Consider the following 14,271-nt stretch of genomic DNA (forward strand, 5'->3'; position numbering starts at 1 on the left):
CCTGGGAGTGGCACGCGGTGCCGAGGGGACGGGCGACCCCGGCGGCGCGGACTGCGGGACCGCGAGGGGCGGGGGCGCCGGCGACGGCTGCGACGAGGGAGGCGGCGACGGGGGCGGCGGAGCCGCGGGCGGGCACACGGCGCCGGTGGGCGGCGTCATACCGCTGCCGTAGCCCATGTCGACCCACACGTCCGGGGCACACACCACCAGGTGATCGTGGGCAGGAGAGTGGTCCATGCCGACGGCCACCTCCCCGTGATGCGGCAGCGGGCACAGCACCGCCGCGGCCCCCAGACCGACACTGATCCAGCCACCCACTCCGCGTTCCTCCCTGCGACGATCTGACTCGGACTCACAGTCAGGGCGCGAGAGGACGGCTGTAGCAGTGTCCTCGAAGCTGCCACAGCGGGTAACGATCATGAGTCCGCCCGGTCACGGACACCGGGCCTACCGGGCGAGCAGGAGCAGGGGGCGGCGTCTGCGGCTGCCGTCGGCCATCGCGTCCGCCACGCGTCCGGCCGGCGCGGCAAGGAGCCGCCCGCCCGTGTACGGGGCGCGCACGGTCGGCCCGCCGGAGTGCGCGACCCGCTCCCGCGGGCGCCCGGAGGCGGGCCGATGTGCCTTCAGGCAGGAGCGTGACGGGCTGCCTTGCGCCGGGCGGCGTGATGCGCGGGCCGGCCGCTGGTGGGAGCGGGGAGGTGCCGCAGGGAGAAGCCGGCGGTGGCGAGGAGAGCGGCGAAGACGGCCAGGAGGAGGACGGACACCCACATCTGCCGGCTCCCGGGCGCCTGCCACGTGGTCCAGGCGGTGGACCCTGCCCACAGCAGGACACCCGCAGCGTAGAAGGAACGGACACGGTGCAGTTGGCGCACCGCCCGCAGGAACTGGATACGTTCGGTCTTCGGTGCCATACGCCGCCGCCTACCCCGATACCCGAGGACTATCAGGGCTTGGGACGCCGTACTTCTGGCCGGCTTCGGATCGGCGTTGCTGGACTGCACGTACTGCATGGCCGTCGGGCGGCGTTCGGGAGGCATCGCCCACCTGCTGCTCGATCACACGGCCGACCCCGGCCGGTGCGGTGACCAACCGCGGCGATCAGGAGACGTGGACGGCGGCACCGCGGGCGTCCAGGGCCCCCGGTGCCGCCGTCCGTGCGGACGGGTGGGCGAGTGGGCGGGTGGGCGGGTGGGCGGGTAGGTGGGGTCAGCAGGTCGGGACGCCTGGGAGCCAGCCCTCGGGGACGTCGATGTAGATGTTGGAGATGTAGCCGCCGTAGTCCGGCAGGTAGGACCAGGCGTCGTTGCTGTAGCCGTCGACCTGGACGAGTTGGCCGTGCACCTGGCACTGGACGCGGACGGTGGTGGGGCCGGAGAGCTGGGCGACCTGCGCGGATGTCGAGGTGGCCTGCTTGCGGATATTCACGCCGGTTCCCCAGGTCGGGAAGGAGCGGGTGGTGACGTCGCCGGTCCAGAGGTAGGTAACGGTGACCCAGCCGTTGTCGCCGAGGCCGACGTTGTAGAAGGTGCCGTCGGCCAGGTCGATGCCCGCCGGGTTGAGCACGCGGCGGCCGAATTCGTCGAGGCCGCCGCGGTAGCCGTTCTCGTACGCCGCCTGTGCTTCCGGCTTGCCCTGGGGGAGGTCCTTGAAGGTCTCGCGGACGGAGGAGGGGTTCCAGTGGTCGTCGTGGGTGTTCCAGGGGCCGACGTCCCAGACGGGGGCGGTCTCGCACCGGGCCGGGCCGCAGACGCGGACGGAGTACTGGGCGCTGCCCTTGGGGGACAGTCCGCGCCGGGACGGCAGGGCGACGAAGTGGTCGTTGGGGACGATCACGTGGCCGTTGGCGGTGGTCCCGCCGACCAGGCCCTCGCGCGTGGCGTACACCCGGGCGGCGAACGGTGCGGCGGCGGCCGAGGCGGCGGCACCGCTCACCCCTGCGTCGGCGTCGGGCGCGCCGAGTTCCGCGGTCAGTCCGAGACCGCGGACCTCCGGCGTGGCGCCTGCCGGGGCGCCGACGAGGGTGAGGCGGACCTGGACGTCGGTGACGGCCCGGGGCAGCACGGCGGGTGCGCCGGTGCGCGCCTCGCGCCACTCGGTCCAGCGTCCGAGACCGTCGCGTCCGCGGACGTCGACGGCCGCCCTGGTGCCCGCGGGCGCAGTGGCGTCGAGGTCGACCGCGATGCGGTTGACGGCCCGGTCGAGCACGCGGGTGGGCAGCACGGTGGTGCCCTGGGCCTGGCCGGCACGGACCGAGGCGGGCCGCAGACGTCCGTCACGCAGGCGCAGGGAGCCGCCGGTGCGGACGAGGTTGACCTCGTCACCGGAGGCGGCCGTGAGGTCGGCCCGCCAGGTCACCGGCCCGGCGGCGCGCTGCGCTGCCGGCTCCTGCGTGCCGGCCGGGCCGAAGCCGAGGGCGAAGGCGGACAGGGCGGTCAGGGAGACGGCGAGCACGGGGAGGCGGCGTCCGGGGTGGTGTCTGTCGGTTCGGCGCATGCTGCGCCTCCTTCGGGTCGTGGGGGGGACGAGGGCGGTGCGCGGGAGAACGGTCAGGGGCAGTCGGGGACGCCGGGCAAGGTGTCGGCGGGGGAGCTGATGTAGATCTGGCTGACCCAGCCGCCGTACTGCGGCAGGTACGCCCACCAGTCGTTGGTGTACTGGGGGACGGTGACGCGCTCGCCCTGGGCCTGGCAGCCCACCAGGACCTCGACCCCGGCCGGGAGGGTGGCCAGATGGGCGGATCCGGTGTGCGCCGCTGCCCGGACGCGTACGCCGCTCCCCCAGGTGCCGAAGCGGGTGCCCGTCGGGCGGACGGCGCCCGGCACGTCGAGGGAGTCGGTGAGCCGGGTGACCTTGCCGTACGCGGTGCCGTACGGCGTGCCGTCGGGGTGGAGGGTGAGGACGGCGACCACGGTGCGGTCGTCGGGGCCGACGGTGCCGGTGGTGTGGAGCGCCTCGGACACCAGGTCCAGGGAGGCGGCGCGCGGTTCGGGGTCCGCTGCCGCGGCGGACCGCGGGACGGCGCGGGACGCGGGGGCCGCGATGCAGCCGCCGGAGGTGAAGCCGGACCAGCCCTGCTTGATCGCCCGAGGGCCGTCGAAGGCGGAGGCGAGGCCGAAGTACTGGTCGAAGCCGTCGTTGCCGCAGCGGGTGGCCGCGTGCAGCGCGTCCATGACGAAGGCGCGCACGGGGGCCGGTGCGGCGTCGAGGATGTGGCGGTAGACGCGGACGGTGTCGGCCGCCGTGGTCGCGGTGTAGCCCCAGTAGCCGGGGTGGGACGCGGGTGGGGGGACCGTGCCGGTGAGACCGAGGCGGGAGGCGGTGCGGGTCACGATGGCGCTCCCCCCTCGGGCGGTCCAGTAGTGGCCGGCCGCCGCGTCGTCGCTGCTGCGCAGCATGGCGGTGAGACGCACCCGGTCGGCCTCGGGCAGGGCGGCGGGGCCGGCGTCGCCGAGGACGTCGAGGGCGAGCAGCAGCTTCACCAGTGAGGCGGACCGGAACTGCCGGTCGGCGTCGTGGAGTTCGGTGAACCGGCCGGTCTGCCGGTCGTAGACGGCGATGCCCGCGGTCGTTCCGGCGGGGATGTCGGGCGTGGTACGGGTGTCCGCCCCCTCGGCGGCCGTCGCTTCCGAGGGGCCGGGAGTCCGGTGGGACACGGGGAAGGCGGTGGCCGTTCCGGCGAGCAGGACGCCGAGCAGGACGGAGAGGGCGGCGGCGGCCGGGAGGGCGCCGCGCCGTCGTGGTGCGCGGGGCCGTTGATGCCAGGGCATGGGTCGAGGGCTCCTCGGTGGCGTGGTGACGGCTGGCGGGGCGTCGGACATCCGGTGCGCGGACGTCAGCGTGAGGAGAAACGCCGCCGCGGCGCAAGGGTTTCGTTCCTGGTCGAACGAGCGCGGCCCACGCTTGTCAGGGGCACGTCGCCCCGCTACGTTCCCGACGTCTCACAGCGCACCCGTCCGGAGCGTCGCCGCCCGGTCCCCTCCCCCCACCTAGGAGCAATCGTGAGGTTCCTCAAACGCCTTCCGGCCCTGGCCGCCGCCGCGCTGCTAGCACTCGCCGGCCTTTCCGCCTCCCCCGCGCACGCGGGCGGGACCGGGGCGACGGCGGCGCCCGCCTTCAAGGCGCCGTATCCCTGCGGGCAGCGGTGGACCTACAGCCACCACTCGGCCGAGGTCCGGCGCGCCCTCGACTTCGTCCGCGCCGACGGCGGCGCGACGGCGGGCACCCCCGTGCTCGCCTCGGCGGCGGGCACGGCCACCCGGCACTCCCAGCCCAGCGGCGCCGGCAACTACATCGTGATCGACCACGGCGGCGGCTGGCAGACGTACTACTTCCACCTGTCCGCGTACTCGGTGGCCGGCGGCGCCTGGGTGAGCCAGGGTCAGCAGGTCGGCGTCACCGGCAGCACCGGCAACTCCTCCGGCGCGCACATCCACTACGAGCAGCTCTACAACGGCGTGGGCCAGAACATCGTGATCAACGGTGCCGGGCTGTCCTACCCGGGCAGCTACAACCAGGCGTACCTGACGAGCGACAACGCCTGCGGCGGCAGCGGCACGCCGTTCATGACCTGGGGCAGCGGCATCAACGTCCGCGCCGACGCACGGCTGTCCGCCGCGGTCGTGACGACGCTCGGCGGCCCGACGGCCGTGCGGGTCCTGTGCCAGAAGCAGGGCGACACCGTCAACGCCGAGGGCTACAGCAACAACTGGTGGAGCAAGCTCCGCGACCAGAACGGTTTCATCAGCAACATCTACATCGATCACCCCAGCGCCCAGCTTCCCGGCGTGCCGATCTGCTGACAGGGCGACGGGCCGCACCACCGCGGCGGTGCACACCGGCGGGACCGTCCGGGCTTCCCCGCCCGGACGGTCCCGCCGGCGCGCGTACCCCGCGACGGCGAGGCGCGATGAATGTCTTATGACATGCCTGCGCCAAGGGCTCAACGCGCATAGACTGCCGGACCGGCGCCATCAGGCGCCCCTGACGTCCTGGGGGTGCACAGTGCTTCGGGTGGATTTCACCAGCCAGGAGCTGGTCCGGCTGCGCGTGGCCGCCGGCGTGGACCCGCTCTGGGAGACCGCGCTCAGCCTCCATCTCCTCCAGAACCGGACCGCCCCGCTCACCTTCGATCCCTGGCGCCGCGAGGTGGGTGCGGCGCTGCGCCGCACCGGACTGCTGCCGGCCACGTACGACCTCATGCGGCTGTGTCCCGACGGCGCCTATTTCCCCGACTTCCTGACCCCCGGGCGTGGGGACCCCGACATCGAGGCCGGTCTGCACCGGCTGCTCGCGACCCCCCGCCGACGGCTCCTCGCCGAACTGTCCCGGCTCCACACCCACACCCCAGGCCCGGTGCCGCCCGGCGTGCGGCTGCTGGCCGAGGGCTGCCCCCGGACACTGGGCCGACTCGTCGACTCACTGCGCGCCTACTACCGCGTCGCCGTGGAGCCGTACCTCCCCGTGATGCGGGCGCACGCGGCCTCCGACCGGGCGCAGCGCGCCGAGGCGGCCCTCACCCACGGGGCGGAGGGCATGCTGACCGGCTACGACGACCTGCCCGGATGGGAGTACCGGCACGGGCGGCTGCGCACCCCGTACCCCGTGGACCGTGCGCTGCTGCTGCGCGGCAGGGCCCTGACGCTGGTGCCGGCGTTCTTCTGTGTCCGCGCTCCGCTGGCCCTGGTGAACGACGCGCTGCCGCCCGTCCTCGTCCATCCGCTCGCGCCCGCACCGGGCTGGCTCGAACGCCGGCACGGCACCCGGACAGATCCGGCGGCGCAGCTCATCGGCACCTCGCGCGCCGAGCTGCTGCGGATGCTCAACCGCCCCATGACCACCACCGACCTGGCCGCCGCACTGCGGCTCGCCCCCTCCACGGCGAGCCGGCACGCCTCGGTGCTCCGGGACGCCGGGCTGCTGCTGTCCCACCGCGACGGCTTACGGGTGCTCCACCACCGGACACGGCTGGGCGAAGCGCTCCTCAACGGAGCCCTCGGCTGAGACGGCGCGGGCGCCCGGGGGCGCCCCGCGTCAACGACCGAGTGCTCCGGCGGGGACGTCGGCTGCGGTCGCACGCTGCTCGCGCACCGCGATCCGGGCGAGCTTCGTCAGCATCATGCCGTTGCGGACGGAGACGATGTAGTCGACGGGGAGCCCGTGCATGCGGGTGCCTGGCCCTCGTAGGGGGTGCCATTCGAGCAGGAAGAGCGTGTGCTCGCCCCAGGGAACCAGGTTCATGGCGATGCGAGCAGCGCCGAAGGGCCCGGCCTTCGCCTCCAGTTCGAGGCGCCGCCCGGGCTCGCAGATGCGGACGACACAGGTGTCGTCGAGGGCGAGGGGGCCCGCCCCCACCCGGACCCGGAGCCGGGCGCCCACCTGAGGCCAGTGCGGGTCGACGGTGATGACCTGCTGCGTTCCCGAGACCCACTCCCCGTAGCGGTGCCCGTCGGACAACAGGCTCCACACGCGGGACGGCGGGCTCAGGATCAAGCGGCGATTGCGCGACACGGCGACCCCGTCCTCCTTCTGTGCCTGGCCAAGGGCTCCCGTGGCCCAGGCCGACGCTATCCGCACCGTGCTCCCCCGGCGCTCACAGCCGCCGCGTGTCGCCCTCCCGTCCACCGGTAGGGCTCCTCCACGGGGTTCGTGGCACGACCTCCGGTGCGGTGAGGCCCACACGCCTTCACCGCACCGGAGGTCCGCGCCGAGCCCGGTCGAGCCGGCGTCGAGCGTGCTCACGGTCGGAACGCTCAGGTGATCGGACCGACCAACTGGATGCGCCTAGTCCTCGCAGGTTGCGGCGAACGTCGCGCGGGTCACCACGTCCGACGCGGCGGCCGTGGTGTCCACCCAGACGGCGCGCTGACCGTCGCCGAGGGAGGGGGCCATCTGCGTGCCGGAGGAGCAGGAGACGCGCTGGTAGACGGCGGTGCCGCCGACGACGTCGGCGGTCGGTGCGACCTTGACCTTCCAGGGGCCCGACCAGCTGCCGAACCCGCCCCAGAAGTCGGTCGTCGAGTAGGCGAAGTAGTCGTCGGTGACCGAGAACTGGCCGATGTACATCGAGGTCGGCGCCTTCAGCTTCCTGGTCTGCGTCAGGTCGGCGACCGGCGCCGTCTCGACCGAGTCGCTGCGGAAGAGAAACGCCTGGGTGTTGCGCCAGAAGATCCGGTCCGAGGTGAGCTGGACGTCGGTGATCTGACCGAACAGGAAGCCCGCCATGCGCTTGGTCTGGGTCTTGCCGGTGGCGATGTCGTAGACGGTCCCGTAGGTGCCGTCGGCGCCGCCGGCCCAGGCGATCGTGCCGTTCCTCATGGCGAGGCGGGCGGCCCGGGTGCCGGGCTCGGGCGTCACGTTCAGGGTGGTTCCGTCGGGCTTGCGGAGCATGACGTCCTGCTCGCCGTCGGCGGTGGTGGAGAGGTAGGCGAGGGCGCCGTCCTCGGTGACCGGCTCGGTCTCGTCGGCGTCGGGTGTGTCGACGATCTCCTTGATCCTGCCCTGGCCCTTGTCACCGGCGCCGTAGACGCCGACGCCGTCGGCGGCGACCCGGGTGAAGACGATCCGGTCCTGGTCGACCGAGGGGTCGAGCAGGTAGGCGTCGTCCTGGGCGAGTTCGTGGTCCGACGAGCCGTTCTGCTTGTCGAACCGGCCGACGGTGATGCCGAACGCGGCCGAGCCCCGGTCCCAGGCGACGGCGTCGCCGTGGGGGATGGCGTACACGTCGCCGCTGATCTGCGCGGCCTGCTCGTCCACGCCGCCGTAGACCTCGTAGGCGGGCAGGACGTCGGCACCGAGGGTGGTGCCGTCGTGCGTGCCGCTCCTGCGCTCCCAGCCGTCCTCGATGCCGTGGGCGTCGAAGGCGGCGGCGATCTTCGCCCGAACGTCGTCGGAGACCTTCAGGGACGTGGCGGCCAGCGTGACCGCGGTGCGCATCTCGGTGAAGCCGGACAGCGGGGTGAGGTAGTTCTGCGCCGCGCGGTAGACGATGCGGTCGGCGAGCCCGGTGTCGATCGACTTGCGCATGTCCCACAGGGCGCCGCCGACGATGGTGGAGTTGTAGTGGACCCCGCCGTTGTCGATGTCGAGCGGGATCGGTTCGTAGTCCTCGCGGGCGTCCCGGCCGTCGTTCAGGTCACGCAGCGCGCACTCGTCGAGGGGCTTGGTGCCGTTGCACAGGTACTCGCCGACGAGCCCGGAGGTGGGGTCGTCCATGGCCACGCCCTTGTCGGCGGTCTCCATGGCGTTGCCGAAGTAGTCGGAGATCGCCTCGTTGAGGGCGCCCGACTGGTTGAGGTAGACGAGGCCCGCGCTGTGTTCGGTGACGCCGTGCGTCATCTCGTGGCCGACGACGTCCAGGCCCACGGACAGCGGTATGCCGTTCATGTGGCCGTAGACCATCTTGGATCCGTCCCAGAAGGCGTTGGCGTAGTCCTTGCCGTTGGCGGCGACGTTGACGACGGAGTGGATCGTGCCGCCCTTGCCGTCGACGCCGTCGCGGCCGATCTCGTTCTTGTAGAACGCGTAGACCTTGGCGGCGTTGAGGTGGGCGTCGACCGCGCCGGAGGTGGTGTGCGCGCCGTCGAAGCGGTCGGTGGCGGACTTCACCAGCGGCACGTCGTCGGTGACCGGGCCGCCCGCGACGTCGAGGTAGCTCTTGCGCTGGGCGTCGTAGGTACGGATCTGGCCGCCGGTGACGGGGAACATGGCACGGCTGGAGTCGACGAGCGTGTAGGACCCGTCCGCCGCCTTGTCGGCCTCCAGCTTCACCTCGCCGCCGTCGACGCGGACGCCGGTGGCCGGGGCGGGCGCGGCGTCGGCGGCGTCGATGTTGTCGTAGGAGAGGGCGAGGCCGCCGACGCGGGCGTCGACGTACGCCTCCTGGCGCACGGGACTGCCGTCCTTCCTGGCGCCGGTGACGGTGAAGTGCCAGGCCAGCCGGCCGCCCTGGGCGTCGGGCAGCACGGTCAGGCCGTGTGCGGCGGTCCGGGCGCCCTCGACACCGCGCAGGTGCGCGTCGAGCAGGAACAGGCGCCGCCGGGCGGTGTTCTCGTCGACCTCGGGGGTCGTGGAGACCGTGAGGTCCGTGTAGAGGGTGCCGGTGGCGGAGGTGACCCGTCGGCCGTCCCCGTCCGGCTGCGTCTGCACCGCGTACTCGGCGCCGAACACCGGTACACCGTTGTGCTCCTGGCGGAAACGGACGGTGGACTGGTCGCCGTCCACGGTGGTGCGGACCGCCTTCAGGTCGGACGCGGGCACCCGGTAGGTGTCCTGGTGGTCCGCCAGGTGGGCGCGGGCTGCCTGGGCGGGGGTGCCGCTCCTGACCTTCGTGTCCAGGCCCTGGGTCACGGCGGGCGCCACCGGGACCGGCGGGCGGGTGACCGCTGCGGTTCCGGGTGTCTCCTCGGCGGACCAGGCGGGCCCGGTCAGCAGCGCGGAACCGGTGGCGGCGGCCACCACCGACGCGGCGACTGCCCGGCGTATCGATCTCTTCGGCACAACGTCCTCCCCATCACACACGGAAACGTGGAGCCGAGGAGCTCCACGTGATCGGTGGGTCGATGCTTGGCCACGCCGGGTGCCCCCTACAAGAGATCGCCGGTGGCGCAAAGTGGCTGAGGCGTAAATGCGCCTCAGCCGGAGTCCTCCTCCAGCCAGCCGGCCCGTACCGCGTGACAGCCGAGCTGGAAGCGGGTCGCCGCGTTCGCGCGGGCCATCAGGGTCCGGAGCCGGCGCTGCACGGTGCGGTGCCCGACGCCCAGTTGGCGGGCGATGGTGGCGTCCGTGAGCCCCACGTGCAGGAGGGCGAGGACGTCGCGGTCGAGGCCGTCGAGGACGTCGTCGGCGGGGGGCGCCCCCTCCCCCCTGCCAACCCGCAGCGGAGTGGCCTGCGCGTAGCACTGGTCGAAGAGGGACTGGAGCGCGGTGAGCAGGCCGCTGCGGTGCACGACGAGCGCGATCGGCTCGGTCTCCTCACGTTCGGGGTCGAGCGGCAGCAGCGCCGTACGGCGGTCCGCGATGATCATCTTGATCGGCACCCGGTCGGCGACGGTGACGCTCTGCCCCTGTTCCGCGAGCAGGGTGGCGCAGGCGGCGGTGTCCGGCCGGTCGAACCAGCCCCGCTCCAGGACCGAGCGCAGCAGCACCCCGCGGGCCATGGACTCGCGCTCGACCTCTTCGAGACCCTCCTCGGCGGTGAGGGCCACGGGTGCCCTGCGGGTGGGGATCAGCGAGCAGACCTCGTGCTGCGCCTCCCGGCCCATCGCGAGCAGCCGGCGCCGGATCGCGGCGGCCCCCGACAGCACCTCGACGGGGGCGCCGGAGGCGCGTGCCTGGGCCGTTCGGTGCCGTTCGGACAACTCGCCGATCAGATCCTCGACCTGATGGAGGGCGCCACGGCGCGCCTCGACGAGCGGGCCCAGGGCGAGGAGCGGGGAGGCGGCCCGATACCGCGGTGCGGTGCCCTCCGGGCCGCGCCGCGCGCTGGCCAGGCCCCGCTCGACGAGCACGTCGAGCGCGCGGGCGACCTCCCGCGGAGTCAACGGCCCGGTGAGGCAGTCCGGTGCACTGTCCGGCCGGTCGACGAGGAGGCGGTAGACGGCGTCCTCCTCGGGCCCGAGGCCGAGCAGGGCGAGCAGGGAGGCGTCCGCCGGGGAGCCGGCCGTACGGCCCTGTCCGGAGGGGCGCGGTTCGTCGTTCAGCTCTGCGGCCTTGTCCGGTCGGCCGGGAACTCTCCGGCGGACGGTGCCTTGTTCCCGGTGGCGTCCTGTGCCGTCGCCGCGTACGGGGGAGTCAGGAGTCCGCCGTCGACGGCGAGGGTGGTCGCGGCCGGTGCAGAGCGGCGTCCGGGTGTCGGTCTCATGTGGATGATCCAAACGGGAACCACTCCCCCGGGTAAGTGCCCCGGAGGGCGGCAAGCCGCCATGGCGTCTAACCGCCAGGCGAGGGACGGCATGGCGACGGTACGCCGCAGTCCTGCTCCGGCCCGCGCGGCGGCTCTCCGGGCCGGACCCTGGACGGGTCACGAACGCCCGGTACGGAGAGCCGGTTCACCGGCGCCCCTCGTCCTACCGTCCCGCGAGGGCCCGAGGGAGGGCGCTGCGGATGGCGGTGATCAGGGTGCGGCTGGCGTCGAAGGCGGCGGCCATGCCCTGGGTGGGGCTGGTACCGGCCTGCTGGTGGAGGACGACCCCGAGGATGAGGTGCGAGGTGCCTTCGATCTCCTGGGTGGCGGCCCACATGAGGTTGCCGCCGGCCGGGGTGGAGGAGCCGGTCTTCAGGCCGATCACCCCTTCCTGGCCGAGGAGTCGGTTGCTGTTGCGTATCTGCCCGCCGACGCCGGGGGCCGTGGTGGCGGGGGTGGCGACGATCTGGCGGAAGGACTCGTTCTGCATGACGGCGCGGGCCAGCTTCAGCTGGTCGGTGGCGGTGCTCTTCGTACTCGCTTCGATGCCCGAGGCTCCGGTGTAGATCGTGCGGTCCATCCCGAGCTTCGCAGCGGCCTTGTTCATCTTCTCGGCGAACGCTTCCTGGCCGCCCGCGTCCCAACGGGCCAGGAGGCGGGCGACGTTGTTGCCCGAGGGCAGCATCAGGAGCTCGAGGAGCTGGCGCTGCGTGTACGCACGGCCGGCTTCGAGGGGTGCGGTCGACTCGCTCGACGAGTACGACTCGTCGGCGGCCTGCTGGTCGGCGGTCACCGTGGCGCCCTGCTCGCCCGCGGACATCGGGTGGCCGGCGAGGATCACGTAGGCGGTCATGACCTTGGTGATGCTGGCGATCGGCACCGGAGTCTGCGCGCCCCTGGTCCCGAGGCTTCCGATGCCTTCGACCTCCGCGCTCGACTGCCCTTCCGCCGGCCACGGAAGGTCCATCGCCCGGCCCAGGGCCTCGGCCGACTCGGTCCCCGCGGCAGCGTGGTGGCCTGAGGGCTCCGTGCCGACGAGGCCGGCGAGTCCTTCGCCGGCGAAGGCGTACCAGCCGGCCGTGCCGCTCACGAGGAGGGCGGCCGACATGTACAGGACGGCGGGCCGGAGGAGACCGGCGCGGAAACGGCGGAGACTGTCGGACATCGAGGGACCTCCAAGGCGGGACGGGTGCGGATCCCGCACCTGAACCCACCTTCGAGGGGTCGTACTTCCGGGCTCCCGCGCCCTCGTTTCCGCCGCCGCGGGGTCTTGTTGCGGTTACGTATCAGGCTCGATCGACGCCAGGTCGAGGGTGACGGTCGCGCCTCCGTCGGGGCCGTTGGCGAAGGTCAGCCGGGCTCCGAGCACGTCGGCCTGCCCCTGGGCGATGGTGAGTCCGAGGCCGTGTCCGCGGCCCCGCTCGGAGGCTCCCGTACGGAAGCGCTGTGGTCCGTCGGCCAGGAGCGGGGCGGGCAGGCCGGGCCCGTGGTCCCGGACGACGATCCGCGTGCCCGTGACGGTGACCTCGACCGGGGCCGCTCCGTGCCGGTGCGCGTTGGTCACGAGGTTGACCACGATCCGTTCCACCCTGCGCGGGTCGGTCTCCACCACCTGGGCGTCCCCGGTCGTGACGGTGGTCTGCGTCCCCGTCCGGCGCACGACGTCGTCGACCAGTTCCCCGAGGGGTACGACGTCGGTCCGGGCCCGTTCGGCGCCGGCGTCGAGCCGGGAGATCTCCAGCAGGTCCTCGACCAGGCCGTTCAGCGCCAGGGCCCGGTCCCGTACGAGGTCCGCCGCCTCGTCGCCGTCCGGGAGCAGTCCTGCGGCCGTGGTGAGGCCCATCAACGGGGTGCGCAGTTCATGGGCGACGTCCGCGGTGAAGCGCCGCTCGTCCTCCAGTTTCCGCTGCAGCGCTCCGGCCATCACGTCCATGGCGGCCGACATCTCGGCGATCTCGTCGCGGGCTCGGCCGCGGGAGCCGATCCGGGCGTCGAGGTCGCCGTCGGCGATGGCGCGGGCGGTGCGGGAACCGTGGCGCAGTCGGCGGTTCATCGGTTCGGTGGCCAGGGCGGCGAGCGGGACGACGACCGCGAGGGCGGCCAGCACGGCCTTGACGATGCTGCGGTCCAGGAGCTGGAGGCCGCGCACCTCGGCGCTCATGTCGGTGCGGGCGACGAGTACGCGGTTGCCGGCGACGGGCTTGGCCGCCCACAGCCAGTACCAGTTGGGGGGCTTCCGGTCGTACCAGGTCGCGTACAGGGCCTGCGGGTTCCTGGCAGCCAGTGCGTGGGCGAGGGGGGCCTCCAGCTCCTGGGGGGAGAGGACCTCGACGTCGAGCGGCGTGGTGCCCGTACGGGTGTACTCGCGCTCCGCGGCGGTCAGGCGGGCGCCGACGCGCTCCTCGCCGGTGCGGTCGCCGCGGTCGGCCATGGCCTGGTGGACGAGGACGCCGATCACCGCGGCCACCGCGCAGCAGGCGGCCGCGGTCAGGGCGGCGATCTTCCAGCGCAGGGCGCGGGGGTTGAGGAGTGCCATGGGCCTGGTCGGTCTCTCAGTCGCGGACGAGTTTGTATCCGAAGCCGCGGACGGTCTCGATCCGGCCGGTTCCGATCTTCTTGCGCAGGCGCAGGACGCACAGGTCCACGACCCGGGAGTCGCCTTCCCAGCCGTAGTCCCACACGTCACGGAGCAGCCGTCGGCGATCGAGCACGGTGCCGGGTGCAGCGGCGAACTCCAGGAGGAGGCGGAGTTCGGTGGGGGTCAGCGGGACGGGCCGGCCGTCGCGTCGCACTTCCAGACCGACGGTGTCGACGGTCAGGTCGCCGAAGACCAGCGCTCCGGGGGTGACCGCGGCCGCCTGGTCTCCGCGGGCGTGGATGTCCGGGGCGCTGGTCGGCGGCTTCGCCGCCGGGTCGGTGCCCTGGTCGAGTCGCTGGAAGCTCGCTCGGCGCAGCAGCATGCGGATGCGGGCGACCAGGATGGCGGTGTCGACGGGTTTGACGACGTAGTCGTCGGCGCCCGCTTCCAGCCCCGCGACGACGTCGAGGGCGTCGCCGCGCGCGGACATCATCAGGATCGGCACCAGGCTCTCCTCCCGGATCCGCTGGCACAGGCCGATGCCGTCGAGTGCGGGCAGCATGACGTCCAGGATCAGCAGGTCGTGGGCGCCGGCCCGGAATGCCTCCAGGCCGGCGAGACCGTCCGCGGCCACGGTGACCTGATACCCGTACCGCTCCAGGAAGAGCTGGACGGCGCGGCGGATGACGGCGTCGTCCTCGACGACGAGGATGCTGACGGGGCCGGGGCCTGGCACTCGGATGACCGACTTACCACCTGTCTGATCTGGGACGGGCATGTGTGGGGCCATCGT

General features: G+C 73.2%; 11 protein-coding genes. 2 read left to right on the top strand and 9 right to left on the bottom strand.

Annotation, left to right across the window (positions count from 1 at the left end; all coding sequences use genetic code 11):
* Positions 1-623 precede the first annotated feature (623 nt).
* From ACZ60W_RS00280 to ACZ60W_RS00290, 3 genes are all read right to left on the bottom strand, one after another.
* Positions 624-911: a hypothetical protein gene (locus ACZ60W_RS00280; RefSeq protein WP_469753066.1), complete on the bottom strand. Its 288-nt coding sequence runs from the start codon at positions 909-911 to the stop codon at positions 624-626.
* A 295-nt stretch (positions 912-1,206) separates the two neighbouring features.
* Positions 1,207-2,493 (bottom strand): hypothetical protein, encoded by a 1,287-nt coding sequence (locus tag ACZ60W_RS00285; protein ID WP_469753067.1) that lies wholly within the window; start codon positions 2,491-2,493, stop codon positions 1,207-1,209.
* Positions 2,494-2,546: 53 nt separating this feature from the next.
* Complete coding sequence (locus tag ACZ60W_RS00290; protein WP_469753068.1) at positions 2,547-3,767, bottom strand: serine hydrolase; 1,221 nt, start codon at positions 3,765-3,767, stop codon at positions 2,547-2,549.
* A 231-nt stretch (positions 3,768-3,998) separates the two neighbouring features.
* Here ACZ60W_RS00290 and ACZ60W_RS00295 point away from each other — a divergent pair, with 231 nt between their 5' ends.
* Together ACZ60W_RS00295 and ACZ60W_RS00300 are read left to right on the top strand one after the other, a co-directional pair.
* The gene (locus ACZ60W_RS00295) at positions 3,999-4,799 is read left to right on the top strand and encodes a peptidoglycan DD-metalloendopeptidase family protein (RefSeq protein ID WP_469753069.1); all 801 of its coding nucleotides are present in this window, start codon (positions 3,999-4,001) and stop codon (positions 4,797-4,799) included.
* A gap of 211 nt (positions 4,800-5,010) precedes the next feature.
* Positions 5,011-6,000, top strand: coding sequence for an ArsR/SmtB family transcription factor (locus ACZ60W_RS00300; RefSeq protein WP_469753070.1), 990 nt, complete (start codon positions 5,011-5,013; stop codon positions 5,998-6,000).
* A gap of 30 nt (positions 6,001-6,030) precedes the next feature.
* Here ACZ60W_RS00300 and ACZ60W_RS00305 read toward each other — a convergent pair whose 3' ends face one another.
* From ACZ60W_RS00305 to cseB, 6 genes are all read right to left on the bottom strand, one after another.
* Positions 6,031-6,507, bottom strand: coding sequence for an SRPBCC family protein (locus ACZ60W_RS00305; protein WP_469753071.1), 477 nt, complete (start codon positions 6,505-6,507; stop codon positions 6,031-6,033).
* A gap of 273 nt (positions 6,508-6,780) precedes the next feature.
* Complete coding sequence (locus ACZ60W_RS00310) at positions 6,781-9,495, bottom strand: M4 family metallopeptidase (RefSeq protein WP_469753072.1); 2,715 nt, start codon at positions 9,493-9,495, stop codon at positions 6,781-6,783.
* 134 nt (positions 9,496-9,629) lie between these two features.
* Entirely contained in the window at positions 9,630-10,871 is a 1,242-nt protein-coding gene (locus ACZ60W_RS00315; protein WP_469753073.1) for a helix-turn-helix transcriptional regulator, read from the bottom strand.
* 192 nt (positions 10,872-11,063) lie between these two features.
* Positions 11,064-12,065, bottom strand: a complete 1,002-nt coding sequence (locus ACZ60W_RS00320) for a D-alanyl-D-alanine carboxypeptidase family protein (protein ID WP_469753074.1) — start codon at positions 12,063-12,065, stop codon at positions 11,064-11,066.
* A 114-nt stretch (positions 12,066-12,179) separates the two neighbouring features.
* Positions 12,180-13,436, bottom strand: coding sequence for a sensor histidine kinase (locus ACZ60W_RS00325; RefSeq protein WP_469753075.1), 1,257 nt, complete (start codon positions 13,434-13,436; stop codon positions 12,180-12,182).
* A 16-nt stretch (positions 13,437-13,452) separates the two neighbouring features.
* Positions 13,453-14,256, bottom strand: coding sequence for a two-component system response regulator CseB (cseB, locus tag ACZ60W_RS00330; protein WP_469753076.1), 804 nt, complete (start codon positions 14,254-14,256; stop codon positions 13,453-13,455).
* Positions 14,257-14,271 lie beyond the last annotated feature (15 nt).

The sequence above is a fragment of the Streptomyces sp. NPDC104202 genome (assembly GCF_055584185.1).

Bases quoted from the DNA above. Each gene is read 5' to 3' on its own strand.
- ACZ60W_RS00320 (WP_469753074.1), bottom strand. From the start codon at position 12,065: ATGTCCGACAGTCTCCGCCGTTTCCGCGCCGGTCTCCTCCGGCCCGCC.
- ACZ60W_RS00290 (WP_469753068.1), bottom strand. From the start codon at position 3,767: ATGCCCTGGCATCAACGGCCCCGCGCACCACGACGGCGCGGCGCCCTC.
- ACZ60W_RS00285 (WP_469753067.1), bottom strand. From the start codon at position 2,493: ATGCGCCGAACCGACAGACACCACCCCGGACGCCGCCTCCCCGTGCTC.
- cseB (WP_469753076.1), bottom strand. From the start codon at position 14,256: ATGCCCGTCCCAGATCAGACAGGTGGTAAGTCGGTCATCCGAGTGCCA.
- ACZ60W_RS00280 (WP_469753066.1), bottom strand. From the start codon at position 911: ATGGCACCGAAGACCGAACGTATCCAGTTCCTGCGGGCGGTGCGCCAA.
- ACZ60W_RS00325 (WP_469753075.1), bottom strand. From the start codon at position 13,436: ATGGCACTCCTCAACCCCCGCGCCCTGCGCTGGAAGATCGCCGCCCTG.